General features: G+C 53.6%; 20 protein-coding genes. 4 read left to right on the top strand and 16 right to left on the bottom strand.

All coding sequences use genetic code 11. From position 1 onward, the window contains the following. Nucleotides 1-121: 121 nt before the first annotated feature. Nucleotides 122-487, top strand: a complete 366-nt coding sequence (gene queD, locus I6L53_RS04715) for a 6-carboxytetrahydropterin synthase QueD (RefSeq protein WP_094465694.1) — start codon at nucleotides 122-124, stop codon at nucleotides 485-487. Between the two features lie 79 nt (nucleotides 488-566). Here queD and queE read toward each other — a convergent pair whose 3' ends face one another. The 3 genes from queE to I6L53_RS04700 form a co-directional block, all read right to left on the bottom strand. Next, the gene (gene queE / locus I6L53_RS04710) at nucleotides 567-1,238 is read right to left on the bottom strand and encodes a 7-carboxy-7-deazaguanine synthase QueE (RefSeq protein ID WP_042322555.1); all 672 of its coding nucleotides are present in this window, start codon (nucleotides 1,236-1,238) and stop codon (nucleotides 567-569) included. Nucleotides 1,239-1,309: 71 nt separating this feature from the next. Continuing rightward, the gene (locus I6L53_RS04705) at nucleotides 1,310-1,999 is read right to left on the bottom strand and encodes an N-acetylmannosamine-6-phosphate 2-epimerase (protein ID WP_042322552.1); all 690 of its coding nucleotides are present in this window, start codon (nucleotides 1,997-1,999) and stop codon (nucleotides 1,310-1,312) included. Then, nucleotides 1,999-3,555: a PTS transporter subunit EIIC gene (locus tag I6L53_RS04700; protein ID WP_042322765.1), complete on the bottom strand. Its 1,557-nt coding sequence runs from the start codon at nucleotides 3,553-3,555 to the stop codon at nucleotides 1,999-2,001. The genes I6L53_RS04705 and I6L53_RS04700 overlap by 1 nt, the downstream gene beginning before the upstream one ends. 165 nt (nucleotides 3,556-3,720) lie before the next feature. On the opposite strand from I6L53_RS04700, the gene I6L53_RS04695 reads away from it, so the two are divergent. Then, nucleotides 3,721-4,545 (top strand): MurR/RpiR family transcriptional regulator, encoded by an 825-nt coding sequence (locus tag I6L53_RS04695; RefSeq protein WP_042322549.1) that lies wholly within the window; start codon nucleotides 3,721-3,723, stop codon nucleotides 4,543-4,545. A 56-nt stretch (nucleotides 4,546-4,601) separates the two neighbouring features. Here the strand turns inward: I6L53_RS04695 and eno are convergent, their stop codons facing one another. The 5 genes from eno to rlmD all read right to left on the bottom strand — a co-directional run bounded on the left by eno (nucleotide 4,602) and on the right by rlmD (nucleotide 12,322). After that, entirely contained in the window at nucleotides 4,602-5,897 is a 1,296-nt protein-coding gene (eno, locus tag I6L53_RS04690) for a phosphopyruvate hydratase (RefSeq protein WP_042322547.1), read from the bottom strand. Between the two features lie 89 nt (nucleotides 5,898-5,986). Continuing rightward, nucleotides 5,987-7,624: a glutamine hydrolyzing CTP synthase gene (pyrG, locus tag I6L53_RS04685; RefSeq protein WP_042322543.1), complete on the bottom strand. Its 1,638-nt coding sequence runs from the start codon at nucleotides 7,622-7,624 to the stop codon at nucleotides 5,987-5,989. Between the two features lie 224 nt (nucleotides 7,625-7,848). Then, nucleotides 7,849-8,640 carry a nucleoside triphosphate pyrophosphohydrolase gene (gene mazG, locus I6L53_RS04680; RefSeq protein ID WP_042322540.1) on the bottom strand — a complete coding sequence of 264 codons (792 nt, stop codon included), beginning with the start codon at nucleotides 8,638-8,640 and terminating at the stop codon, nucleotides 7,849-7,851. Between the two features lie 97 nt (nucleotides 8,641-8,737). After that, complete coding sequence (gene relA / locus I6L53_RS04675) at nucleotides 8,738-10,972, bottom strand: GTP diphosphokinase (RefSeq protein ID WP_042322537.1); 2,235 nt, start codon at nucleotides 10,970-10,972, stop codon at nucleotides 8,738-8,740. 48 nt (nucleotides 10,973-11,020) lie between these two features. Further along, on the bottom strand, nucleotides 11,021-12,322 hold the full coding sequence (gene rlmD, locus I6L53_RS04670; protein ID WP_042322534.1) for a 23S rRNA (uracil(1939)-C(5))-methyltransferase RlmD: 1,302 nt from the start codon (nucleotides 12,320-12,322) through the stop codon (nucleotides 11,021-11,023). A gap of 57 nt (nucleotides 12,323-12,379) precedes the next feature. Between rlmD and barA the strand changes: the two genes are divergently transcribed. Then, a complete protein-coding gene (gene barA / locus I6L53_RS04665; protein ID WP_042322532.1) occupies nucleotides 12,380-15,136 on the top strand; it encodes a two-component sensor histidine kinase BarA in 2,757 nt (918 codons plus the stop codon). A gap of 37 nt (nucleotides 15,137-15,173) precedes the next feature. On the opposite strand, the gene I6L53_RS04660 is transcribed toward barA, so the two are convergent. From I6L53_RS04660 to syd, 8 genes are all read right to left on the bottom strand, one after another. Continuing rightward, complete coding sequence (locus I6L53_RS04660; protein WP_042322531.1) at nucleotides 15,174-16,316, bottom strand: glycerate kinase; 1,143 nt, start codon at nucleotides 16,314-16,316, stop codon at nucleotides 15,174-15,176. Between the two features lie 88 nt (nucleotides 16,317-16,404). Next, nucleotides 16,405-17,745, bottom strand: coding sequence for a glucarate dehydratase (gene gudD / locus I6L53_RS04655; RefSeq protein ID WP_042322529.1), 1,341 nt, complete (start codon nucleotides 17,743-17,745; stop codon nucleotides 16,405-16,407). A 20-nt stretch (nucleotides 17,746-17,765) separates the two neighbouring features. Beyond that, nucleotides 17,766-19,106, bottom strand: a complete 1,341-nt coding sequence (locus tag I6L53_RS04650; RefSeq protein ID WP_042322527.1) for an enolase C-terminal domain-like protein — start codon at nucleotides 19,104-19,106, stop codon at nucleotides 17,766-17,768. Continuing rightward, nucleotides 19,103-20,461, bottom strand: coding sequence for a galactarate/glucarate/glycerate transporter GudP (gene gudP, locus I6L53_RS04645; RefSeq protein ID WP_042322524.1), 1,359 nt, complete (start codon nucleotides 20,459-20,461; stop codon nucleotides 19,103-19,105). Before gudP ends, I6L53_RS04650 begins: the two co-directional genes overlap by 4 nt. A gap of 481 nt (nucleotides 20,462-20,942) precedes the next feature. After that, a complete protein-coding gene (locus I6L53_RS04640) occupies nucleotides 20,943-21,392 on the bottom strand; it encodes a flavodoxin (RefSeq protein WP_042322523.1) in 450 nt (149 codons plus the stop codon). A 6-nt stretch (nucleotides 21,393-21,398) separates the two neighbouring features. Then, nucleotides 21,399-22,193, bottom strand: a complete 795-nt coding sequence (gene truC / locus I6L53_RS04635) for a tRNA pseudouridine(65) synthase TruC (RefSeq protein WP_042322521.1) — start codon at nucleotides 22,191-22,193, stop codon at nucleotides 21,399-21,401. Next, nucleotides 22,193-22,522 (bottom strand): YqcC family protein, encoded by a 330-nt coding sequence (locus tag I6L53_RS04630; RefSeq protein WP_042322519.1) that lies wholly within the window; start codon nucleotides 22,520-22,522, stop codon nucleotides 22,193-22,195. Before I6L53_RS04630 ends, truC begins: the two co-directional genes overlap by 1 nt. Nucleotides 22,523-23,158: 636 nt before the next feature. Next, a complete protein-coding gene (gene syd / locus I6L53_RS04625; protein ID WP_042322517.1) occupies nucleotides 23,159-23,704 on the bottom strand; it encodes a SecY-interacting protein in 546 nt (181 codons plus the stop codon). A gap of 68 nt (nucleotides 23,705-23,772) precedes the next feature. On the opposite strand from syd, the gene queF reads away from it, so the two are divergent. After that, nucleotides 23,773-24,621 (top strand): NADPH-dependent 7-cyano-7-deazaguanine reductase QueF, encoded by an 849-nt coding sequence (gene queF / locus I6L53_RS04620; protein WP_042322514.1) that lies wholly within the window; start codon nucleotides 23,773-23,775, stop codon nucleotides 24,619-24,621. Nucleotides 24,622-24,658: the final 37 nt, after the last annotated feature.

Here is a 24,658-nt window from a genome sequence, read left to right as displayed (position 1 = left end):
ATAGAGTTATCTCTTGTAAAGGTAATAAATGGCGTCATCTGCAACGGAAAGCCGTTTTAGTTAATGATAAAAAATGTACTTTCCGGTACCCTACGGCGGTTTTTTGCCTGACTGAGAATTTATGATGACCACCACCCTGTTTAAAGATTTCACCTTCGAAGCCGCTCACCGTCTGCCTCATGTTCCTGAAGGACATAAATGTGGCCGTCTGCACGGACATTCTTTTATGGTGCGCCTTGAAGTCACCGGTGAAGTCTGCCCGCATACAGGCTGGATTATCGATTTCGCCGAATTAAAAGCCGCATTCAAACCGACTTACGACCGACTCGATCATTACTATCTGAACGACATTCCCGGTCTGGAAAATCCGACCAGCGAAGTGTTGGCGAAATGGATTTGGGATCAGGTCAAACCTGCTATTCCACTGTTGAGCGCAGTTATGATCAAAGAGACCTGTACGGCGGGTTGTGTGTATCGCGGGGAATAACGTTTCGTCTGGATGGTGACGCAGAGCGTCCCATCCGGACTACAGATAAGCCCGGTAAGCTAACGCGCCGGGCTTTTTATCAGGCAATATTCAGATACTTGTGTGTTTGCATCGACAAGCGCCAGTTGCGCGCGATGCAGGTTTCGATGCACAGGCGTGTGGCATCTTCTTTCTGACTGATAGGTTGCAGCGCAATCACCCGCGGTTTATCGTCGCTCAGCGTGGCAAGCAGTTCGTCCAGCGCTTCAATATCACGTACGCGCCCAACCGGATGTTTAATCTCATTTGCGCGTTCCAGTGCCTGAGACAGGACATCATAACCACCACGCATGTTCACCTTCGGAGAAACGGTCACCCAGGTATTGGGTGTGCAGCGCACTTCGTGCGTACCGCTGGTCTCTATCTGGCAGCTAAAACCGTTCTTTTCCAGCAGGTCGGTAAGCGGCATTAGATCATGGATGCAGGGCTCACCGCCGGTAATCACCACATGACGCGCGGTGTACCCTTGTCGGCCAATCACTGCCAGCAGATCTTCACTACTTGCCGCCCCCCATTTATCACTCTCTTTGGTCTTCGCCAGGATGCTGTACAGGGAAACTTCCCGATCCTCAAGCTTATCCCAGGTGTGTTTGGTATCGCACCAGGCACAGCCAACCGGGCATCCCTGTAAACGAATAAAAATGGCGGGGACGCCGGTAAAATAACCCTCACCTTGCAGGGTCTGGAACATCTCGTTAATCGGGTACTGCATAGCACTCTCAATATGGGGATAAACGATAATTATCGCAGATCCCCACCAAAGTATCATGCCCCATCGGTGCTTTAAGAGGCGATCGCTGCGATAAAGCGTGCCGTTATCTGCTGCGGACGAGTGATTGCCCCGCCCACCACCACGGTATGAGCGCCTAATGCCAGGCAACGTGCGGCGCGTTCCGGAGTATCGACGTTCCCTTCCGCCACGACCGGAATGCTGACCGCTGCCAACACCTCACGCAAGAACCCACAGTCATTCTCCACCAGCACATGCCCAACGGTTTCTGCGGTATAGCCGTAGAGCGTGGTGCCCACACAGTCAAACCCCAGACGCTCGGCTGTCACCGCCTCGTCTACGGTTGCAATATCCGCCATCAGCAGTACGGACGGGTAGCGAGCGCGGATCTGCGTGACCAACTCTTCCAGCGTCTGACCACCGGGGCGCGGGCGCGCAGTGGCATCCAGGGCAATAATTTCCGGTTCAACGGTCATCAGCTCATCCACTTCCCGGAGAGTGGCCGTGATAAACACCTCACTGCCAGGGTAATCGCGTTTGATAATCCCAATCACCGGCAGGGAGACAATCTCTTTGATAGCACGAATGTCCACCACGCTGTTCGCACGGATACCTACCGCACCGCCTTGTGCTGCCGCCAGCGCCATACGTGACATAATAAACGGACTGTGTAGAGGTTCATTTTCCAGCGCCTGACAGGAGACGATTAATTTACCTTTCAGGGAATCCAGTACAGTTTTCATTACGATAAAATCTCTTCAACTTCGTTTTTGATGATGGTGACATGCGGGCCATAAATCACCTGAACGCCGTTGCCGCGAATAATCACGCCACGCGCTCCGGTCGCTTTCAGCGCCGCTTCATCTACCTTGCTGCTCTCTTTCACCGTCACGCGTAAGCGCGTGGCGCAACAGTCCACCTCTTCCAAATTCTCTTTGCCTCCCAGCCCAGCGATGACTGCCGCTGCGCGTTCACTTTGAGGCAAGCCGGACTCAATCGCGGTTGCGTTCTCACGACCCGGTGTCAGCCAGCCAAAGCGGGTGATCAAATAGCGGAAGGTGAAGTAGTAAAGGAAGAACCACGGTATTCCCACCATGGGGACGTACATCCAGTTGGTTTTAGCTTCTCCCTGTAACACGCCAAAGAGGAGGAAATCGATAAGCCCACCCGAAAAGGTTTGCCCAATAGTGATATGTAAAATATGGGCGATCATAAACGCCAGGCCATCGAAGAAGGCGTGAATGACGTACAACACGGGGGCGACAAACAGGAAGGAGAACTCTATAGGCTCAGTGATCCCTGTCAGGAAAGAGGTCAGGGCTGCCGACAACAGCAGTCCGGCGACAACCTTTCTATTCTCCAGCTTTGCGGTGTGGTACATCGCCAGGCATGCGCCAAGCAGACCGAACATCATGGTGATAAAGCGCCCGGACATAAAGCGCGCGGTTCCCGCGTAGAACTGCTGCGTATTCGGGTCGGCAAGCTGGGCAAAGAAAATCCGCTGCGTACCTTCAACCAACTGACCGTTGACGATTTCGCTGCCGCCCAGCGCCGTCGTCCAGAACGGCAAATAAAAGATATGGTGTAAACCCAGTGGGCCAAGCATACGCAGAATGAAGCCGTACAACAGCGTCCCCAGATAGCCCGTCGCATCCACCAGACCGCCCAGTCCAAAAATAAGTTTCTGGAAATGCGGCCAAACCACCGTCATAACCGCCCCCACTACAATCGCGGCAAGGGAACTAATAATCGGTACAAAACGCGAACCGCTAAAAAAACCGAGAAACTGAGGGAGTGAGACTTTATTGAAACGGCTATGCAACGCGCAGGTGACAAGACCAATCACCACCCCACCAAACACGCCCGTTTCCAGCGTCTGAATACCAAGCGTCATTCCCTGGCCAACAGCACCCGGGTTCTCTTGCGCCAGCGTTCCGTTGAGCGTTAATAAGGCGTTGATGGTGGCGTTCATCACCAGAAATGCCAGCAATGCGGCAAGCCCGGCAGTACCTTTATCCGTTTTCGCCAGCCCCACGGCGACACCTACCGCAAAGAGTACCGACAGGTTGGCAAACACAATGGAACCTGCGCTGGTCATGATCGTAAAGATTGCCTGCAACCAGCCGACATCTAAAAACGGATATGCCGTCAATGTGTTTGGATTTGACAACGCGCCGCCAATCCCTAGCAACAGTCCTGCTGCGGGCAATACCGCAATTGGCAACATAAAGGATTTGCCGAACCGCTGTGCTTTTTCAAACCATCCCCCCGATGAGGCGCCGCTAAACATTTGCATCATTTTTTCATCTCCTCGATTATTGATGAAAATTTTTACCATATTAATTTTTATAAGTGAAAATTATCATCAAAATCCAGGAAGCCGATCATACTTTTTTAAAATGTCTGGCATCTCGCCCCTGCTTTCCGCCACACTGTTAACAGATAAACGCATTAAGGATTTTGCATGTCAGAAAATGAAAACCTGCTGCTGAGATTGCGCCAGAGCGTTGATGGATATAGCCGAACACAACAAAAGCTAGGAGAGTTTGTACTTAACGATCCTGCAAAAGTGGTCTACCTGACGATTACCGAACTGGCGCGTGAAAGCGGCACCAGCGAGGCTAGCGTCACACGTCTGTGCCGAACACTGGGGTGTAAGGGCTATAACGAATTCAAAATGGCGCTGGCACTCGATCTCCGACAAGGACAGTCTGTAGAGCACAGCGGCGATGAAATTGACACTGTGGTCAATGAATCCGTGCAAGCGCTACAGGACACAGCAAAATTACTCGACAGGACCTTGCTGGAAGACGCCGCGCTTGCACTGCATCAGGCCCAGTCAGTGCAGATTTATGGCGTCGCGGCCAGCGCTATTCTGGGGGAGTATTTACATTACAAACTCCTGCGTCTGGGGAAACCCGCACAATTGTTCAGCGACATGCATCGTGCTGCTATGAACGCCACAACGCTGAGTAAAAACACGCTCGTGGTGGCGATTTCCAGTTCAGGCTCCACGCGCGATCTGCTGCATGTCGTAAAACTAGCGCGTAAGCAAGGTGTGCACGTACTGGCGCTGAGTAATACGCCGCGCAGTCCGTTAGCGTCGCTGAGTGATATTCAACTGGTCGCGGCCAAACCGGAAGGTCCGTTGAGTGCCGGCGCGCTGAACGCCAAGGTGGGAGTAATGCTGTTGATAGAACTGCTCACCACATCGCTGATCGCACTGGATGAAAAGTACAGCGATGTAAGCCAGAAAACGGCCAGTGCGACCCTACCGCTACTGCTTTAAAGGTATAAAAAACCCGCCGAAGCGGGTTTCTTAGAGTATAAAGCGACAGTAATAAATTACTGACCTTTGATCTCTTTACGACCGTTGTACGGTGCTTTTTCACCCAGCGCTTCTTCGATACGAATCAGCTGGTTGTATTTAGCAACGCGGTCAGAACGGCTCATAGAACCGGTTTTGATCTGGCCTGCAGCAGTACCCACAGCCAGGTCAGCGATGGTAGCGTCTTCAGTTTCACCGGAACGGTGAGAGATCACGGCAGTGTAGCCAGCGTCTTTTGCCATCTTGATTGCAGCCAGCGTTTCGGTCAGAGAACCGATCTGGTTGAATTTGATCAGGATGGAGTTAACGATGCCTTTCTCGATACCTTCTTTCAGGATCTTGGTGTTAGTTACGAACAGATCGTCACCAACCAGCTGGATTTTGTCGCCCAGTACTTTGGTCTGGTATGCAAAACCATCCCAGTCAGACTCGTCCAGACCGTCTTCGATAGAAACGATCGGGTACTGTTTGGTCAGGTCTTCCAGGAAGTGAGTGAATTCTTCAGAGGTGAACGCTTTGTTGCCTTCGCCAGCCAGAACGTATTTACCGTCTTTGTAGAATTCAGATGCTGCACAGTCCATCGCCAGAGTGATGTCTTTGCCCAGCTCGTAACCTGCAGCTTTAACCGCTTCAGCAATTACAGCCAGCGCTTCAGCGTTGGAACCCAGGTTCGGCGCGTAGCCACCTTCGTCACCCACAGCGGTGTTCATGCCTTTCGCTTTCAGCACTTTAGCCAGGTTGTGGAACACTTCAGAACCCATACGTACGGCTTCTTTCAGGGTTTTCGCGCCAACCGGCTGAATCATGAATTCCTGGATGTCGACGTTGTTATCAGCGTGCTCACCACCGTTGATGATGTTCATCATCGGAACCGGCATGGAGTATTTGCCCGGAGTACCGTTCAGCTCAGCGATATGCTCGTACAGCGGCATGCCTTTAGCGGCAGCTGCTGCCTTGGCGTTTGCCAGAGACACCGCCAGGATGGCGTTTGCACCGAAGTTGGATTTGTTTTCAGTACCGTCCAGGTCGATCATGATTTTGTCGATGCCAGCCTGATCTTTGGCATCTTTGCCAAGGATTGCCTGAGCAATCGGGCCGTTAACCGCGCCAACAGCTTTCAGTACGCCTTTACCCATGAAGCGGGATTTGTCGCCATCGCGCAGTTCCAGCGCTTCGCGGGAGCCCGTAGACGCGCCTGACGGAGCTGCTGCCATACCGACGAAACCACCTTCCAGGTGCACTTCGGCTTCAACAGTCGGGTTACCACGGGAGTCGATGATTTCACGACCGATGACTTTAACGATTTTGGACATTAGGTTTTCCTCAGTACAAGTTAAACTAAAACTCCAGACAAACAACGCGTACCTTTGGTACGCGTTGCCGTTCTAACTTTTTTTACTTCTTACTTCGCCTGACGCTTCTGATGCTCGCTGGCGGCTTTCACAAAGCCAGCAAACAGCGGATGTCCATCACGTGGCGTGGAAGTAAATTCCGGATGGAACTGACAGGCCACGAACCACGGATGATTCGGTACCTCAATGATCTCGACCAACTGATCATCACCGGAACGGCCTGCAACACGCAGACCCGCAGCTTCAATCTGTTTCAACAGCATATTGTTGACTTCGTAACGATGGCGATGACGCTCAACAATGGTCGGCGCGCCGTACAACTGACGAACCAGACTATCGTCACCAAGCTGACACTGCTGCGCGCCAAGACGCATGGTGCCACCCAGATCGCTCTTCTCAGTACGGACTTCAACGTTGCCGTCTTCGTCACGCCATTCGGTAATCAGCGCCACAACCGGGTACTTACAGTCTGGCACAAATTCCGTCGAGTTGGCGTTGTCCATACCGGCGACGTTACGCGCAAATTCAATCAACGCAACCTGCATACCCAGGCAAATGCCCAGATAAGGAATATTATTCTCACGCGCATAGCGTGCAGTGGCGATCTTCCCTTCCACACCACGGTAGCCGAAGCCGCCAGGGATCAGGATAGCGTCCAAATCTTTCAGGATTTCGACACCGCGCGTTTCAACATCCTGCGAATCGATCAGCTTGATGTTGACGGTCACACGATTTTTCAGACCACCGTGTTTCAGCGCTTCGATAACGGACTTATAGGCATCCGGCAGTTCAATGTACTTGCCGACCATACCGATAGTCACTTCGCCTGCCGGATTCGCTTCTTCATAAATAACCTGTTCCCATTCAGACAAGTTAGCTTCCGGACAGTTCAAGCTGAATCGTTTACAAATATAATCGTCCAGCCCCTGTGATTTCAACAGGCCTGGAATTTTATAAATGGAATCGACATCTTTCATTGAAATAACGGCTTTTTCCGGCACGTTACAGAACAATGCAATTTTTGCGCGCTCATTCGCAGGAACGGCGCGATCGGAACGACAAATCAGGACATCAGGCTGAATACCGATGGACAGCAGTTCTTTCACAGAGTGCTGAGTCGGTTTGGTTTTCACTTCACCCGCGGCTGCCAGGTAAGGCACCAGAGTCAGGTGCATAAACAGCGCGTGTTCACGACCGATATCAACCGCCAGTTGACGAATCGCTTCAAGGAATGGCAGAGATTCGATATCACCGACGGTGCCGCCGATTTCGACCAGAACAACGTCATGGCCTTCGCCGCCTTCCAGCACGCGTTCTTTGATAGCGTTGGTGATGTGCGGGATTACCTGTACGGTCGCGCCCAGATAGTCACCACGACGCTCCTTGCGCAGAACGTCAGAATAGATACGGCCCGTAGTGAAGTTGTTGCGGCGGCTCATTTTGGTGCGAATGAAACGCTCGTAGTGACCCAGGTCCAGGTCGGTTTCAGCGCCGTCTTCAGTAACGAACACTTCCCCGTGCTGGATTGGGCTCATGGTACCCGGATCGACGTTGATATACGGATCCAGTTTCATGATAGTCACGTTGAGGCCACGGGCTTCAAGAATGGCTGCGAGGGAGGCTGCGGCAATGCCTTTACCCAGAGAGGATACGACCCCGCCGGTCACAAAAATATAGTTCGTTGTCATGCTGAACCTGAGAAGTTAGGGTGAAACGATGGAATAACCAGGACGGGAAAGTAGTATACCCGAACATGACGTACGCCACAAACTTTCATTATCCCTCCTCTTCGTCAGCTCACAATTAACATCGGGAGTGAGAAAATAGCCCCTTTGGGGTAAATGTTTTTGACGCAAATCAAGAGCTTGTTATTTAAAAAATCACACAAAACGCCCTTGACCGCTCAAACTCCTTAGAGATCAATTTCCTGCCGTTTTACCTGCTGCCAGACTTCTTCCATCGTTTCCAGATCAACGCCAGTCATTTCCAGACCCCGCGCCGCCACAATCCGCTCGACCTCACGAAAACGCCGCTCGAACTTTTCGTTGGCTTTTTGCAAGGCGGTCTCCGCTTTAGTGCCTAAGTGACGAGCCATATTGACAGTGGCAAACAGCAAATCGCCCATTTCCTCTTCCAGTTTAGCCTGGTCGACAACGGCCTGCCGCGCCTCGTGCATGACCTCGTCGATCTCTTCGTACACCTTATCGACCACCGGTCCCAGCGTCGTCCAGTCAAAGCCAACATTGGAACAGCGCTTCTGAATTTTCTGTGCCCGCATTAACGCCGGTAAACTGCGCGGAATATCGTCAAGGGCGGAGTGCTGCGCTTTTTGCGCCCGTTCGCCGGTTTTGATTTGCTCCCAACGGGCCAGTACTTCGCTGCTGTTGTGGGCCTGGGCATCGGCAAAAACATGCGGATGGCGGCGCTCCAGTTTGTCACTGATGGCGGCACAAATATCATTGAAATCAAAGCGCCCTTCTTCCTGGGCTATCTGCGCGTAAAACACCACCTGGAACAGCAGGTCGCCCAGTTCGCCGCGCAGATCGTCAAAATCTTCACGAGAAATCGCGTCGAGCACTTCGTAAGTTTCTTCAAGGGTGTAGGGGGCAAGCGTGGCGAAAGTCTGTTCGTTATCCCACGGACAGCCGGTTTCCGGGTCGCGCAGGCGCTGCATGATGCCAAGCAGGCGGTCAATCTGGTTCATTGGTGAGTCCTGAATACGCAGGCCCGATAAGCGAAACGTCATCGGGCATTGTGATATTGCCGGATGACGGCTAACGCCTTATCCGGCCTACAAATTATTAATTGCCGTGCAAACGGCGCGCGTCAATCACATCGGGGACCTGATTCAGCTTGCTGAGCACACGTCCCAGCACTTGCAGGTTATAGATTTCAATCGTCATGTCGATGGTGGCAAGCTGCTGTTTGGTATCACTACGGCTGGCAACGCCAAGCACGTTAACCTTCTCGTTCGCCAGAATCGTCGTGATATCGCGCAGTAAGCCGCTGCGATCGTTGGCCTGTACACGTACCACCAGCGAGTATCCCGCCGAGTAGGTTTCGCCCCAGACGGCATCCACAAGGCGTTCCGGCGCATGCGCACGCAGTTCGACCAGTTGCTCACAGTCCGCCCGATGAACGGAAATCCCGCGACCCTGGGTGATGAATCCGACAATCTCATCGCCCGGAATCGGCTGGCAGCAGCGGGCAATGTGATGCATCAGGTTGCCGACCCCTTCCACAACAACACGCCCATTATCTTTACGTCGGTTCTGCGGGGTATGCGTTTTCTGCTGAAGCTGTTTCAGCGCGGCGGCATCTTCTTCAGCGGCACTCGGTTTGTTGAACTGCGATTGCAGGAAATTCACCATCTGATTCAGACGGATATCACCACCACCAATCGCCGCCAGCAGCTCCTCCAGCTCGTTAAAGTTATAACGCGGCAGCAGATGTTTTTCCGCTTCTTTCAGGCTGATCCCCAAATGCGACAGCTCATCATCCAGAATCTGCCGTCCGGCAAGGATGTTCTTGTCCCGATCCTGTTTGCGGAACCAGGCGTGGATTTTCGAGCGCCCACGACTGGTCGTCACATAGCCCAGATTCGGGTTCAGCCAGTCACGACTTGGGTTCGGCTGTTTCTGGGTGATGATCTCGATCTGATCGCCCATCTGTAGCTGATAGGTAAACGGCACGATGCGCCCACCAATTTTCGCCCCAATGCAGCGGTGCCCGACATCACTGTGAATGTGGTACGCAAAATCGAGCGGCGTGGAGCCAGCAGGCAGATCGACCACATCACCCTTCGGCGTAAAGACGTAGACCCGATCGTCGAAAACCTGACTGCGCACTTCATCGAGCATCTCACCGGAATCCGCCATCTCTTCCTGCCAGGCGATCAGCTTACGCAGCCAGGCAATGCGGTCCTCATGACCCGAGCGCGCCCCGCCTGCGACCGCACCTTCTTTGTATTTCCAGTGTGCGGCAACGCCCAGCTCGGCATCTTCATGCATCTGTTTGGTTCGAATCTGGATCTCAATCGTTTTGCCACCTGGCCCCAATACCACGGTGTGAATCGACTGATAGCCATTCGGTTTCGGGTTGGCAACGTAGTCGTCAAACTCATCCGGCAGATGGCGATAGTGGGTGTGCACAATCCCCAGCGCTGCGTAGCAGTCCTGCAAACGCTCGGCGACAATACGTACGGCACGGACATCAAACAGTTCATCAAACGCCAGATGCTTTTTCTGCATTTTCCGCCAGATGCTGTAGATATGTTTCGGGCGCCCGTACACTTCCGCCTTCACGCCCTCGGTTTTCATTTCTGAGCGCAGATGACCGACGAACTCTTCGATATAGTGCTCCCTGTCGATACGTCGTTCGTGCAGCAGTTTGGCAATACGTTTGTATTCGGCAGGATGCAGATAGCGGAAGCAATAATCTTCCAGCTCCCACTTCAACTGCCCGATACCTAATCGGTTCGCCAGCGGCGCATAGATGTTGGTGCACTCTTTCGCCGCCAGTACGCGCTCATCTTCCGGCGCGTCTTTCACTTCGCGCAGATGGGCAATTCGTTCGGCAAGTTTAATGACCACGCAGCGGAAGTCGTCGACCATCGCCAGCAGCATCCGCCGCACGTTATCGACCTGTTCTGAGGAGACGGAATCGGTATGGGTCGCTTTCAGTTGGCGGATGGCCGCCATATCACGCACGCCGTGAATCAGGTTGACGATAGATTTGCCTACGCTTTCCTGCAGGGTCTCTTCGCTAACGACATTGGCATCTGCCAGAGGAAACAGCAGCGCAGCCCGCAGCGTGTCGATATCCATACTCAGCGTCGAGAGGATTTCCACCATCTCTACGCCACGCCACAGCAGCAGCTCCGCATCCGGATGCCCCTGCGTCTGTTGCAGGCAATACGCCCAGGTTTCGGCTAAGCGTTCACATGACTGCTGGCTGGTGATCCCAAGACTTTTGATCCATTTTTTCGGATCAAATTCCCCAGCTTTATTTAGATGTGCACTTCTTACCGCAACCATTGTCCTCTCCTTAAGGGACGAGACCTGTCGAAGTCGACAAGTCGTGATTTATTTTGAATGCTCAAACAACACCATTGATTCCAGGTGTCCCGTGTGGGGGAACATATCGAGCATCGCCAGCCGCTGAATTTGGTATCCTGCGCGAAACAACGCCTCGCTATCACGCGCCAGCGTAGCTGGATTACAGGATACATAAACAATGCGGCCAGGCTGCAATTTTATAATATGTTGCATCACGCTTGCAGCCCCTGCACGTGCAGGGTCGAGCAAGACTTTATCAAAACCGTGTTTGGCCCACGGCTGTCGGGTAACATCCTCTTCGAGATTTTCATGAAAGAATGTCACATTATGTAATCCATTTTGTTGCGCGTTTTCGCGCCCTTTTTCCACCAGCGCCGGTACCCCTTCCACCCCGACGACGCTTGCTGCCCGGGTCGCCAGCGGGAGGGTGAAATTGCCCATCCCGCAGAAGAGATCCAACACGCGGTCGCCGGGCTGTACGTCCAGCCACGCCAGCGCGCTGGCGACCATTTTCTGGTTCACCCCTTCATTAACCTGAATAAAATCACGCGGACTGAAGTTTAAGCGTAGTCCGTTTGACTCATACCAGGGCGTCTGACCAGATAACGTTTCCAGTATCTCGCTTTGTGGTGCCAGATAAAGAGACAGTCCCTTTGAATGCGAAAAGCGTTCCAGTTTTTCGTTATCCGCGCGACTTAATGGCGCGGTATGACGCAGAATCATCAGCGTGCCGCTGCCTGCCTGCACCAGTTCAACGTGCCCCAGATGGCGAACGCCCTGCAGGCTACCAAGGCATGCCCTGAGATCGGGCAGCAATGCTTCAAGTTGGGGCACTAAAATGGGGCACTGTCTGACATCGACAATGTCGCTGGACGCCGCCTTGCGAAACCCCATCTGCAACGTCTGGGTTTTCGGCTGATAGTTGAGACTTAACCGCGCGCGACGGCGATAGCCCCACGGCGCATCGGCGATCACCTCCGTGACATCGTTGTTCATCAGACGTGACAGCGCAGCACTTTTACTGCGCTGTTGCAGTTCAATACTGGCGTGCTGTTGCTGACAGCCGCCGCAAATGCCAAAGTGCGGACAGCGCGGCGTTACGCGATCCGGGCTATCATTCAAACGGCGCTTAACCTGGGCTTTCGCATACTGTTTTTTATCTTCGGTGATCGCCACCTCCGCACTTTCCTGCGGCAGCAATCCGGGGATAAACAGCGTCTTTCCGTTGTGTCGCGCAACGCCCTGACCAAAAGAATCGAGGTCATTGACGGTAACGGTTATGATCTGGCGCGTCGTCACGCGCCGTTTTGCAGAGTAGAATTGCGCCATCGACGAGATTATTCTCAATTTAACAGTGTGACCCTAATTGTCCCATAACGGAACTCCATGACCAACTACAGCCTGCGCGCTCGCATGATGATTCTGATCCTGGCCCCAACCGTGCTTATTGGTTTACTGCTCAGTATCTTTTTTGTTGTGCATCGCTACCACGACTTGCAGCGTCAACTGGAAGATGCCGGTGCCAGTATCATCGAGCCGCTCGCGGTCTCTACCGAATATGGTATGAACCTGCAAAACCGCGAATCCATCGGCCAGCTCATCAGCGTTCTACATCGCCGCCACTCTGATATCGTGCGGGCGATTTCGGTCTACGACGAGAATAACCACCTCTTTGTCACCTCGAATTTCAATCTCAACCCGTCAGAGATGCAGTTGCCTCCGGGCTCGCCGTTCCCGCGCCGACTGAGCGTTGAGCGTCATGGCGATATTTTAATCCTGCGAACGCCGATCGTTTCAGAAAGCTATTCGCCGGACGAATCCCCGGTCACTGATGCAAAAAACGCGGGTAATATGTTGGGATATGTGGCGCTTGAGCTCGATCTCAAGTCGGTCCGCTTACAACAGTATAAAGAAATCTTCATCTCTTCCGTCATGATGCTGTTCTGTATAGGCATTGCGCTGATCTTTGGCTGGCGTCTGATGCGCGACGTGACGGGGCCAATTCGCAACATGGTTAATACGGTTGACCGCATCCGACGAGGACAGCTCGACAGCCGCGTTGAGGGCTTTATGCTCGGCGAGTTGGATATGCTGAAGAACGGCATTAACTCGATGGCAATGTCGCTCGCCGCCTATCATGAAGAGATGCAGCATAATATCGATCAGGCAACCTCCGATTTGCGTGAAACGCTCGAGCAGATGGAGATCCAGAACGTCGAGCTGGACCTGGCAAAAAAGCGCGCGCAGGAAGCCGCACGCATCAAGTCTGAGTTTCTGGCCAACATGTCCCATGAGCTGCGCACCCCGCTGAACGGGGTGATCGGCTTTACGCGACTGACGCTGAAAACTGAACTGAATGCCACCCAGCGCGACCACCTGAATACCATCGAGCGGTCGGCAAACAATCTGTTGGCGATCATCAATGACGTCCTGGATTTCTCTAAGCTGGAAGCGGGTAAACTCATTCTTGAAAGTATTCCGTTCGCGTTACGCAATACGCTTGATGAAGTGGTAACGCTGCTGGCGCATTCATCGCACGACAAAGGGCTGGAACTGACGCTCAATATTAAGAATGACGTGCCGGATAACGTAATTGGCGACCCATTACGTTTACAACAGGTGATCACCAATCTGGTCGGCAACGCGATCAAATTCACCGAGAGCGGCAACATCGACATTCTGGTCGAGAAACGCTCGCTGAGTAATACCAAAGTGCAGATTGAAGTGCAGATCCGCGATACCGGCATCGGCATCCCTGAACGCGATCAGTCGCGCCTGTTCCAGGCTTTCCGTCAGGCCGATGCCAGTATTTCCCGTCGCCACGGCGGCACCGGGCTGGGGCTGGTGATCACGCAGAAACTGGTCAACGAGATGGGAGGCGATATCTCCTTCCATAGCCAGCCACATCGCGGTTCAACCTTCTGGTTCCATATCAATCTCGATCTGAATCCGAACGTGATCAACGACGGCCTGGCAACCGCATGTCTGGCCGGTAAACGCATTGCCTATATCGAGCCAAATGCCGCCGCCGCGCAAAGCACACTGGATATTCTCAGCGAAACGCCGCTGGACGTGGTCTACAGCCCTACGTTTTCCGCGCTGGCCGTTGAGCATTACGACTTTATGCTGCTCGGCGTTGCTGTCACCTTCAAAGAGCCGCTGACGATGCAGCACGAACGGCTGATTCAGGCGACCCAAATGGCTGAGTTCCTGATGCTGGCGCTGCCGTGCCACGCTCAAGTGAATGCCGAAAAGCTCAAACAGGACGGCGTTGCCAGCTGTCTGCTAAAACCCCTGACCTCCACGCGTCTGCTGCCAGCACTGGTGGATTTGTGTCGTCAGAACCACGACGAAAGCATACTGGTATCAGACGAAAACAAAATCGCTATGACTGTCATGGCGGTTGATGATAATCCGGCTAACCTGAAGCTGATTGGCGCGCTGTTGGACGATCTGGTTCAGCATGTTGAGCTGTGTAATAGCGGCCAGCAGGCGGTCGATCGTGCGAAGCAAATGCAGTTTGATCTGATCCTGATGGATATTCAGATGCCGGATATGGATGGCATTCGGGCTTGCGAACTGATCCACCAGCTTCCTCATCAGCAACAAACGCCGGTTATCGCCGTCACGGCGCACGCGATGGCAGGTCAGAAAGAGAAATTATTGAGTGCCGGAATGAATGACTACCTGGCAAAACCGATCGAAGAAGAGAAGCTGTGTAACCTGCTGCAACGCTATAAACCCGGCACAAGCGTCCCGACGCGCCAGATTAGTATCGAACCGGTTGAACCTGCTTTCAACCCAAATGCCACGCTGGACTGGCAACTGGCGCTGCGCCAGGCCGCCGGGAAACCGGATCTGGCACGTGATATGTTGCAAATGCTGATCGACTTCCTGCCGGAAGTGCGTAATAAAATCGAAGAGCAGCTGGTAGGAGAAAATCCGCAAGGCTTAATCGATCTGATTCATAAACTGCATGGCAGTTGCGGCTATAGCGGCGTGCCTCGCATGAAGAATCTGTGCCAGTTACTGGAAAGTCAGTTACGCGAAGGGACGCCGGAAGAGGATCTGGAACCCGAATTTCTGGAACTGCTGGACGAGATGGATAACGTGGCGCGTGAAGCGCGGAAATGGCTGTTATAGGCCGGACAGGCGCGCGCCATCCGGCCTGTCGCTCGCCTCAGCGTAACGTCTGCCCCATTTTGAGCGTCGCCGCCACGTTGCGCGCGGTCATGCGCACATTCTCTGCGGCATTCTTCAACGCATCGTCCAGCGTACAGATGGTATAAATCACGCTGAATACGGCATCAAGCCCATGCTCATGGACAATGCCGACATCGGCCGTCAGGCTGCCGGCAATGCCGATCACCGGTTTGTTGTAGCGCTTCGCCACTTTCGCCACGCCTACCGGCACTTTGCCGTGGATCGTCTGGCTGTCGATGCGCCCTTCGCCGGTGATCACCAGATCGGCATCCGCAACGTACGCATCCAGTTGCAGCGCATCGGTGACAATCTCAATCCCGCGCCGCAGTTGTGCACCGCAAAACGCATACAGCGCCGCGCCCATACCTCCTGCCGCGCCGCCGCCAGCCAGTTCAAGGACATCCACCTTCAGATCGCGGGCAATAATCTGCGCATAATGCGCCAGTGCCGTATCCAGACGATCGATCGTTTCTGCCGTCGCGCCTTTCTGTGGGCCAAACACTGCCGACGCGCCCTCTTTGCCCGTCAACGGGTTAGTCACATCGCATGCCACTTCGATACGGCATGCGGCAAGACGTGGATCCAAGTGGCTGATATCAATTCGTGCAAGCGCGTCGAGCGCCGCACCGCCCTTTCCAATCTCATTCTGCTGAGCATCGAGCAACTTTGCCCCCAATGCCTGCACCATGCCTGCGCCGCCGTCGTTGGTCGCACTGCCGCCGAGCCCGATAATAATATGGTCTACGCCGACATCCAGCGCATGACGAATCAACTCCCCGGTCCCCCAGGAGGTGGTCTTTAATGGATCGCGTAACGTGACAGGTACCTGTTCCAGACCGCTGGCCGCCGCCATCTCGATGAAGGCCGTACGCGCATCACCGGATAAACCGTAAAACGCGGTGACAGGTTCCCCAAGTGGCCCCGTGACATCGACTTCAACAATGCGTCCCGTTGTCGCCTCCACCATGGCTTCGACCGTTCCTTCCCCGCCATCAGCAACCGGAAGTTTTACGTAATCCGCATCGGGCCAGATTTCGCGAAAACCTTGCTCAATGGCGTTCGCCACTTCGAGAGCACTCAAACTTTCCTTATACGAGTCCGGTGCGATCACTATTTTCATAAGCCGTCCTTACGCATGTTGACTCCGCTAAGCATACACCCGGTTTACCGATAAAAAATAACCGGTCCTTTTGGGACCGGTGTCTATCTTAACGAACCATGCACGGACGTTTGTTATCGAACGTCCAGTTCGGGATCAGATACTGCATCCCCATCGCGTCGTCACGCGCGCCCAACCCATGTTTCTGATACAGCTCATGGGCTTTCATCACCTGGTCCATATCCAGCTCAATACCCAGACCCGGTTTCGCCGGTACCTGCACCATACCGCCTTTAATTTCAAACGGTTCTTTAGTCAGGCGCTGGTTGCCTTCCTGCCAGATCCAGTGGGTATCGATCGCCGTAATCTTACCCGGTGCCGCCGCCGCAACGTGAGTGAACATCGCCAGTGAAACGTCGAAGTGGTTGTTGGAGTGTGAACCCCAGGTCAGACCGAACTCATGGCACATCTGCGCGACGCGCACAGAGCCCTGCATCGTCCAGAAGTGCGGGTCAGCCAGCGGAATATCCACCGACTGTAGTGACAATGTATGACCCATCTGACGCCAGTCGGTGGCGATCATGTTTGTCGCCGTCGGCAAACCGGTAGCGCGACGGAACTCCGCCATCACCTCACGACCTGAGAAGCCCTGCTCAGCACCGCACGGATCTTCCGCGTAGGCCAGTGAACCTTTCAGGTACTTACCGATTTTGATCGCTTCATTCAGCGACCATGCACCGTTAGGATCCAGCGTGACGCGCGCCTGTGGGAAGCGTTTTGCCAGCGCCACAATGGATTCTGCCTCTTCTTCCCCGGCCAGCACGCCGCCTTTCAGTTTGAAGTCGTTGAAACCATATTTCTCATACGCCGCTTCAGCCAGACGAACGACCGCATCGGGCGTCATCGCTTCTTCATGACGCAGACGATACCAGTCACATTTCTCATCCGGTTGGCTCTGATACGGCAGCGGTGTGGCGTTGCGGTTACCCACGAAGAACAGATAGCCGAGCATTTCAACTTCACTACGCTGTTGACCGTCGCCCAGTAAAGAAGCCACGTTAACGCCCAGATGCTGTCCCAGCAGATCCAGCAGTGCCGCTTCAATCCCGGTCACGACGTGGATGGTGGTACGCAGGTCAAAAGTTTGCAGGCCGCGACCGCCTGAGTCACGATCGGCAAAAGTATTACGTACCGCATTCAGCACGTTTTTGTACTCGCCAAGCGGTTTACCCACCACCAGTGGGATCGCCTCTTCCAGAGTCTTACGAATTTTCTCGCCGCCGGGGATTTCACCGACGCCAGTATGACCCGAATTATCCTTGATAATCACAATATTACGCGTGAAGAATGGCGCATGCGCACCGCTCAGATTCATCAGCATACTGTCGTGTCCCGCAACCGGGATAATCTGCATGGCCGTAACCACTGGGGTGGTAAATTGTGCGTTCATTATTGAGTCCTTATACAAAATCAGTGACGGCCGAAAACGGGACGTTTACGGTCAAAAGTCCAGCCGGGGATCAGGTACTGCATCGGACCGGCGTCATTTCGCGCACCGCCTGGCAGTTTTTTGTAAGCGTCATGCGCCTTCTGCACGTGATCCCAGTCCAGTTCAACGCCCAGTCCTGGGGCATCCGGAACGGCAATTTTTCCGTTTTTAATCTCGAGAGGATTTTTCGTCAGGCGACAATCGCCCTCCTGCCAGATCCAGTGCGTGTCGATGGCGGTCGGTTTACCCGGCGCTGCGGCGCCAACGTGGGTAAACATCGCCAGTGAAATATCAAAGTGGTTGTTAGAGTGGCAGCCCCAGGTCAGCCCCCAGTCGTCGCACAACTGTGCCACCCGCACCGCGCCGGAAAGTGTCCAGAAATGCGGATCGGCGAGAGGGATATCGACAGCATTGAGCATTACCGCATGGCCCATTTCGCGCCAGTTGGTGGCGATCATGTTCGTCGCCACCGGCAACCCCGTGGCCCGTCGGAATTCCGCCATCACTTCGCGACCAGAGAATCCCTGCTCCGCGCCACACGGATCTTCAGCATACGTGAGCACATCGTTAAGCCCTTTGCACAGCGTGATGGCCTCATCAAGCAGCCAGGCACCGTTGGGATCAACGGTAATACGTGCATCCGGAAAACGCTTTTTCAGCGCTCGGGCGGTGTCGATCTCTTGCTCGCCAGGCAACACGCCGCCTTTGAGTTTGAAATCTTTAAAGCCATAGCGATCCTGCGAGGCTTCTGCAAGACGCACCACGGCATCGCTGTTTAACGCTTCCTGATGGCGCAGGTGGTACCAGTCGTGATTGCCCGGCGTGGTCTCCAGATAGGGCAGATCGGTTTTTGTGCGATCGCCAATGTAGAAGAGATACCCGAGTACGGTCACCGCATCGCGCTGTTTGCCTGGCCCCAACAGTTCGCAAACCGGCACGTTGAGCGCCTTGCCCAGCAGATCGAGCAGGGCCGCTTCCAGCGCGGCTACCGCGTTTACGCGCAGTTCGAAGGTCCACGCGCCTTTGCCAAAGGTGTCAAAGTCAGCTGCCTGATTGCCTTTGTGTACCTGCTGAACCACTTTATTCAGCCGGGCCACTTCCTGACCGAGCACCATCGGGATGGCATCAACCAGCGTCTGGTAGATCACCTCACCGCCCGGGGCTTCACCTACGCCGGTGTTGCCGGCGTTGTCGGTAAGGACCACGATATTGCGGGTAAAGTACGCGTTATGCGCGCCGCCAATGTTGAGGAGCATACTGTCATGTCCGGCAACCGGAATGACCTTCATGTCCGTGATAACGGGACTGGATTGTGTCGTCATGATAGTTGTCCTGCGACAGGTTTCAGTTCGATACGTTTGATATCCCCCACCAGCACCAGATAGCTCAGTACCGCGATCAGCGCGTGCACGCCCACATAGATCAGCGCGCCGTTAAAGGAGCCCGTCGTGCCGACGATATAGCCAATCGCAATGGGCGTAACGATACCGGAGATGTTGCCGAACATGTTGAACAGACCGCCGCTCAGGCCGCTGATTTCTTTCGGTGCTGTATCGGCCATCACCGCCCAGCCCAGCGCACCGATCCCCTTGCCAAAGAACGCCAGCGCCATGAAACCAATGATCATCCACTCGACGTTGACGTAGTTACAGAACACCATCACCATCGACAACAGCATCCCCATAACGATAGGCGTTTTACGCGCAATGTTCAGCGAGCCGGTTCGGCGCATCAGCCAGTCGGAGATAATGCCGCCCAGAACCCCGCCGATAAAACCGCACACGGCCGGAACCGAGGCCACGAAGCCCGCTTTCAGGATCGACATGCCGCGAGCCTGCACCAGATACACCGGGAACCAGGTGATAAAGAAGTAAGTTAATGCGTTAATGCAGTACTGGCCGATATACACGCCAATCATCATGCGGGAACCCAGCAACTGCTTGATCTGCCCCCATTTCACGCTGAAGGGGACTTTGGCTTTGGTGTCTTTCTGATCCATGTTGATCAGCGCCCCGCCTTCTGCAATGTACTCCAGCTCTTTCTTGTTCACGCCCGGATGCTGGTTCGGTTCGTGGATCACTTTCAACCAGATAAAGCTGATAACAATCCCGAGGCCGCCCATAAAGAAGAATACGTGTGACCAACCCACTTCATGTGTCAACCAACCCATGATCGGGGCGAAGATAACGGTGGCAAAGTACTGTGCAGAGTTAAAGATCGCGACGGCGGTTCCCCTCTCCTGCGCCGGGAACCAGGCCGCAACAATACGACTGTTGCCGGGGAAGGACGGCGCTTCCGCCAGACCGACAAGGAAGCGCAGAGTAAACAGCGCAACGATAATGCCGAATCCGCTGAAGATATCGACAAAGCCTTGTAACAGAGTAAACATGGACCAGATGAAGATGGACCAGAAGTAAACGCGTTTGGAACCAAAACGGTCCAGCAGCCAGCCGCCCGGGATCTGCCCGATAACGTAGGCCCATGAGAACGCAGAGAAAACGTAACCCATACCGACCGGATCCAGACCAATGTCTTTGGCCATCTCCGAACCGGCAATGGATAAGGTGGCGCGGTCGCCATAGTTGAAGGAGGTGACGATAAACAACATCACCACTATCCAGTAGCGGGCATTTGTGCGTTTTTCCGCACTGCTCGCAGCCTGACTTAATGAACTCATTGTTGCACTCCTGAATTTTCGCGTTAGTCACGCTCACTCTGAACAGCACAACTGGTAGGGGATCAGAGGTGACGTTTCGTGTTTTTTGCAGCTTTTATTAGGTCGTTCGCCTTGCTAACTGCATTTTTTTATAACTGGCAGGAGAAGTATAAAAAGCACCAGGTTCTTGCTCACCGTGCAAGAACCCAACATTTAGGCAACGTATCACTTATGTTTATGGCAAAAGCCCAGGGTGATGGAAGCGACTTCACGGAAATGAAAACATATAACGGAAATCGCACGGGACTTAGGTGGAAAAGGTAAGAGTGTGAAACAGGTCGCTTGACCCTATGAAAACGCCCCTAAAAACCCTTCAATAGCGAAGGCTTTTAGGGGCGTTTGCCCGAGGCTAACTCGATTCAGTATTGGGTACTATAAAGGCAGGTCGTTCCCGTGCCTGGTGTCACAACGGAGTCCCTCCCGGTAGGGGGAGGGTTAACTCTCAAAACAAGAGTGTGCCCCAGTGTTCAACCCAGGGATTGGATTCGCTTTCAGGCTCCGGATGCTCACTGGCATCAATCAGCAACATGTCTCCCACGCGCTGTGCGCTTTGTTCCTGCAACAGGGCGTCAAACTGTTTACCGCCGTTGCAGAAATTGACGTAGCTGCTGTCACCCAGTGCAATCACGCCATAACGCAGATTCGGCTGGAAACCCAGTTGGTCTTTGATCCCCTGAAACAGTGGCACAATGCTGTCAGGTAAATCGCCCTGCCCGGTCGTGGAGGTGACCACCAGCGCGATTTTATCCTGATATTCCTGCCAGTCCGTCAGTTCAGGATCTTCAAAAACGGTCGCTTTGTGCCCTTGCGCCGTCAGGATCGCTTCGGCCTCTTCGGCGACCAGCAGCGCATTGCCATACATCGTCCCGACAAAAATCCCAATTTCCGCCATGCTTGATTACTCCCTGGATGAAGAACTTATGCCTTCATCCTGACCTGCTGGCTCACTTAACTCAACCCTTTCATTCTCAGGGAGAAGTCCTTGCCAGCCAAACTGTGACAGTGCCTGCAACCAGACCGCATCCAGCCCCGCATGAATCGTCAGCGGTTCACCGGTAAACGGATGCGTCAGCGAAAGCTGACTGGCGTGTAGCATCAGTCGGTTGCAGCCAAAATGTTCCGCCGCGCTGCGGTTCTGCCGCAAATCGCCATGCTTGCTGTCGCCAATAATCGGATGACGCAGGTGCGCCAGATGGCGTCTGAGCTGATGCTTGCGTCCCGTTTGCGGATCCAGCTCCACCAGTCCGTAACGCGTCGTCGGATAACGCCCGGTCGCCACAGGCATTTCAACAGTGGAGAGGCCACGGTAATGGGTCACTGCAGGCTGCGGGTCCTTGTTTTCACGGACAAACTTATCGGCGATTTTATCCAGTTCTTCTACTAACGGATAATCGAGTACCGCCTCCTCCATCAACCATCCACGGACAATGGCGTGATAGCGTTTATGGATCTGGTGCTGCTCAAACTGCTGCGCGAGGCGGCGGCCGGCTTCACTGGATAAGCCCATCAACAGCACGCCGGATGTTGGTCTGTCAAGGCGATGCGCGGTAAACACGTGCTGGCCAATCTGGTCACGCACAGTCTGCATCACCACCACTTTTTCGTCGCGATCCAGCCAACTGCGGTGCACCAGCCAGCCGGAAGGTTTGTTGACCGCAACCAGCCACTCGTCCTGATACAGAATCTCCAGCATCAGGATTTATCTTGCGCGAAAAGCGCATCCAGCGTCTGCAACGCCTCCAGCAGGATCTCACGCTGCGGGTGATCGCCCTCGAGCGCCATTTCGTAGTATGGCGCGACGGCAAACGCCTCAGGCAGCGGCTGCGCGCTGTCCAGTAAAGCATGCATACGGGGGATCAGGACCCATTGCAGCCACTCAATCGGCTCCATCGTATCCATACAAAACGGTTGGGTACTGGTAAACAGGTGGGCTTCGGGTTCATCCATCCGCCAGTGTTGATGCTCACGCAGCAGCGCTTCAAGTGCGTGGAGCTGCTGACGCACACGGTCATGAGTCGTCATGAAAGTCACCTCAATGATGAAAAATCTGGCGCGAAGGATACCACCAGTAAAAAAAGAAACAAAAAAAGGGAGCACTGTAAAAACAGTGCTCCCGGTTCGTTTCGCAGCATTCCAGCTACTTTTCGTGCTCCCTGCTCATCCGTGACAACTTTTCCAGTGGTCTTGCGACCTGTTGTTCATCCTGAACATTTGCATCCTGCTCACACCACCCCGATGCGATTACTTCATCCTGAAGCGTCCTGGCCATCCTGACCCACCAACTATCCTGACTGGCTCTCGTTCTCCTTCCTGGAGGTGTCCGTTAACGCATTCCCGCGTTTTCCTCTTCACTTCATCCTGAAGCCTTTCCCTGTAACACCGTCCTGGTGTGTCCTTACGATGTGCCATCATCCTGATGTTCACTTCGTTGTGCGACTCCTTGTCGACGTAGATAGAATCGCCTTTTTTACGCCGTCTTACAAGGTGCTTATAGGCAATCCCTTAAGGAAAATTTCATATGAAAGTTGACAGAAAATGATTAACATATTGATTTATTAGAATATTGACTATTTTTGCTTCGTGATGTCTTTATTTATCACCTGGCGATCTCCTACAGGGCTTGTAAGAGATCTCTCACATATTAACGGGGTAAATGGATTACAGAAGAGGCTTAAGTTGCGTAAGGAAATCCGCAAGAGAAGGCGCCAGAACGGAACGATTACGCGTTCCCAGCGTTTCTTTGATCACTTCACCGGACAGATTGCAGAGTGAAATCACCTCCAGTTCATTGTCCAGCGTGGCAATAAAGAGGGTCGGCGACAGTTTCAAACGTTTCTGCGTCACCAGATGACCAATCAGGTTTTCCTGAACCCGTCTGAAATCATCCGCACTCCAGGTCTGCAATAGCGTCAGCGTTTCACTGGCTAACTGTGCACGCATATCTCCGGCAAACTGCGTGGTATAAAACGCATGAAGGGCTGGTTGTATCACAATATCGAAGGCACGTTCAACCGCGTTTACATTCTGTTCACCTTCAAACGGCTGCGGTTGCCAGTAAACGGCATCACGGGTGGTGGAAATGATGCACGGAGAAGGTACGCCATACAGCTCTTCGCTCATGGGCCAACTTGCGTGTTTGTCATGCCATTCGTTGCAGTAGCGCGTCGTAAAGTCTTTCAGGGCCAGAGCTGTCTGTTCGTCCACCGGTTTCTCTCTTCATAAAAGCCAGGATACACTTGACGCATAGTGTATCTGGTTTATGACGGTGAAACATGTCTTCTTATGAAAACCATCAGGCTCTTGATGGCCTGACGCTCGGTAAATCAACCGATTACCGGGATCTTTACGACCCCAGCCTGCTACAAGGCGTGCCCCGTAGTCTGAATCGCGACCCGTTGGGGTTAAAAGCAGGCAGTCTGCCGTTTCACGGTGCCGATATCTGGACGCTGTATGAACTGTCATGGCTGAATGCCAGGGGATTACCGCAGGTGGCGGTTGGCCATGTAGAACTGGATTACACCAGCGTTAATTTGATTGAATCCAAAAGCTTTAAGCTGTACCTGAACAGCTTCAACCAGACGCGGTTTGATTCCTGGGAAGCGGTACAACGGACGCTGGAAAACGATCTGCGTGCCTGTGCCGAAGGGAATGTGACCGTTGCGTTGTACCGTCTCGACGAACTGGAAGGACAACCTGTCGCGCATTTTCACGGCACCTGCATTGATTTTCAAGACATCGGCATCGACAACTACCAGTTCACCACTGACTTTTTGCAGTCCGCCGCCAGTGGGGAAAAAATTGTTGAAGAGACGCTGGTAAGCCATCTGTTGAAATCAAACTGCCTGATCACCCATCAGCCGGACTGGGGCTCCATACAAATTCAGTATCGCGGACGTAAAATTGACAGAGAGAAGTTGCTTCGTTATCTGGTCTCTTTCCGCCACCATAACGAGTTCCACGAGCAGTGCGTGGAACGCATTTTCAATGACCTGCTACGCTTCTGCCAGCCAGAGAAACTGAGTGTTTATGCCCGCTATACACGCCGTGGCGGTCTGGATATCAACCCGTGGCGGAGCAACACCGACTTCGTTCCGGCGACCGGCAGATTAGTTCGACAATGAATTATTTCACAATTTTGCGCGCCGGATTCCACGCGCA

Source organism: Citrobacter farmeri (genome assembly GCF_019048065.1).
Taxonomy (GTDB): domain Bacteria; phylum Pseudomonadota; class Gammaproteobacteria; order Enterobacterales; family Enterobacteriaceae; genus Citrobacter_A; species Citrobacter_A farmeri.
The sequence above is the reverse complement of the archived record's forward strand: the minus strand, read 5'-3'. Positions and strand labels throughout refer to the sequence as shown.